At 35.5% G+C, this 256-nt stretch carries 1 protein-coding gene; it reads right to left on the bottom strand.

The window, feature by feature from the left end:
- A partial coding sequence (locus tag ACWA1B_RS23105; RefSeq protein ID WP_456911004.1) for a WG repeat-containing protein occupies positions 1–256 on the bottom strand: 256 nt, incomplete at both ends.

Raw genomic sequence — 256 nt, 5'->3', positions numbered from 1 at the left:
CAGAAAAAATGTTCTCCATCTTGCTGTTTCTCTGCGTCTTTTAAGACAACGATTAGGCCATTTCTAACTTTGGTTAAAGCGCTGTATTGCGCTGGGATTACAATTTTTCCTTCACTGTTAAAGATTCCCATTTTATCTGTTTTATGATTTGTGAATCTAATAAAGCCTTCATTTTCACAATCAGGGCCATTGTCAAAAACATACAAACTGTCACGACCAACTATTTTTCCTTGTTTGGTTAGATAGTAGCTTTTCC

Source organism: Flavobacterium xizangense, assembly GCF_054075145.1.
Note: the sequence above shows the minus strand (reverse complement) of the source record. Positions and strands in the feature narration are given on the sequence as shown.